We start from the raw sequence: 1,982 nt of genomic DNA, 5'->3' as shown, positions 1-1,982 counted from the left end.
ACGGCTGGCTTCACCTTGACGGCTCCAGTCTTGTCTGGAGACATCTTGTTCGCAACGTTCTTGATTGCCGGGATTTCGTTCTTGACTTCGACCGTGGCGCTTGCGTCAACGTCGAACTTCGGCTTCTTGGCGATAGTGCCGAGAGCGGTCTTCGGCTTGACGATTCCGACGAGCTTGTCCTTGTTCGGCTCTGCAGCGTTGGACTTGACCATTTCCTTGAACACGCCGAGTTCTTCGGTAGTTGCCTTGGTCTTTCCAGACATGTCGGTAACTTGAGTTTCCTTGAGGGCCTTCACCTTGCCGATGAGGTCATCCGGCTTCGGAACGGACTTGCCATTCGTGACGGTGACTGTGCCGAAGCTGCCAGAATCCTTGGCGTTGTTCGTAGTGGACTTCTTGAGGTTGCCGAGGAATTCATGCCATGCGGTAGCCGTGTCGACTGCCTTGAAGTCAGCTGGCTTTACCTTCACTGCGCCAGTCTTGTCCGGCGAAGCGACGTTCTTCTTTGCTGAACCGGGCGGAGTCCAGAACGGAAAGATATCCTTGGTGTCAACGACGCTGGATTCGCTCTTTGCCTTCTTCGCGCCTTCAAGCATGATCTGGGCGAGTTCCTTCTCGTTGGGTAAATCGAATAGTTCGTACATGATGCACCTGTAATTGTGAACTTTAGACATAGTTTATCGGTTTTGCTTGAAACCGAATTCGATAAACTGATGTCATAACGAGGGTCATTGCATGAAAGCCAAGAAACTTGCGGGAATCCGTCTCATCAACTATATCAACGGTGGTATTACGTGGGATACGCACAAGGACATAATCCTTGATTTTTGGATTATGAACAAATGCCGCAACGACGGCTTCAACCCTCATGACTTCGACAAGTATTCTCGTGTCATCCAGCTTCCTACCGCTGCGCAGAAGAAGTACGCCGAATGGTTTGGCAAGTTCGACTTCCAGTGCGAGGACGAGGACTGGATCAATTTCGTCAACGGTACGCTTAACTTGTTCTACCATACGAAAGACCCTATCGAGGAACCGGAAGGAATCTGGTACATTGACTTGATGCAAGCCGAAGTCGACGCTCGTTCAATTTGCGAAACACAAGTGTATCACGGACTGCCGAACATCAATACGTTCTGGAAGGTTGACACGAACTCGAAGACCGAGGAAGTCGGTGGTCGTCGTAACGGATACATGTACACTACGAAGCTGTCCGAACTGCAGCCAAGCGAGACGAAGGACTATTACTGGGGAGTCGTATTCCAGTGCAACGAAACCGTGAGCCTCGCATATTCAGACCATGGCATACAGAAGCGCAAGTGCATCAACTGGGCCGCCAACGCCGAACACATGACACTCGTCCAAGTCAACGCCGACGGTCGATTGAAGATCGTCCCGGTGCATGTGGAAGGAAAGTCTTGGAAGGCTGACCGCTGGGTTCCAGAAGGCCAAGTCAACCAATCGCCGATGTCTCCGGCTGGACTGAACGCCTATATTACGCAGCACTTTGACAGCTTGTACGGTATCTGGGATAGAATCGATGCGTCCGTGAAGACCGCTCGTGAAAACACGACTGCTCGTATTAACGCATTGAACGTGATGAACGACGAAGAAGTGAAGGTCGGCAAGGTCATCGGCAATGTCGAGAAGTTCATCAAGGAAGGTAATGTTTCTCCGAAGCGCCTCGAATACAATAAGGATGTCCGCAAGGCCCTTATGAAGCGAATACACAACCGCGAGAAGGAGGCCGAGGACGAGGTACGCGCAATCGTCAAGGCGGAGAAGCGAAAGGAAAAGAACAAACACGCGAAGTACCACGTGCAGATATAAAGAAAGGCGGCCAGATGGTCGCCTTTGTTTTACATTTCAGTTTCGCCTTCCATATCGTCCAGAGGGATATCCGGCAGCTCGAAGTCGTCTGGCGGAGGATTGTCCGAAACGTCTTCGAACGGCTCGTCGCCGAATGAGTTGTCGTCTTCTGG

General features: G+C 51.4%; 2 protein-coding genes. One reads left to right on the top strand and one right to left on the bottom strand.

The window, feature by feature from the left end:
* A partial coding sequence (locus tag ACJMM9_RS00905) for a hypothetical protein (protein WP_405323007.1) occupies positions 1-674 on the bottom strand: 674 nt, incomplete at its 3' end.
* A 61-nt stretch (positions 675-735) separates the two neighbouring features.
* Between ACJMM9_RS00905 and ACJMM9_RS00900 the strand changes: the two genes are divergently transcribed.
* A complete protein-coding gene (locus ACJMM9_RS00900; protein ID WP_405323005.1) occupies positions 736-1,830 on the top strand; it encodes a hypothetical protein in 1,095 nt (364 codons plus the stop codon).
* Positions 1,831-1,982: the final 152 nt, after the last annotated feature.

It is taken from the genome of Fibrobacter sp., from assembly GCF_045112255.1.
Taxonomy (GTDB): Bacteria; Fibrobacterota; Fibrobacteria; order Fibrobacterales; family Fibrobacteraceae; genus Fibrobacter.
The sequence above is the reverse complement of the archived record's forward strand: the minus strand, read 5'-3'. Positions and strand labels throughout refer to the sequence as shown.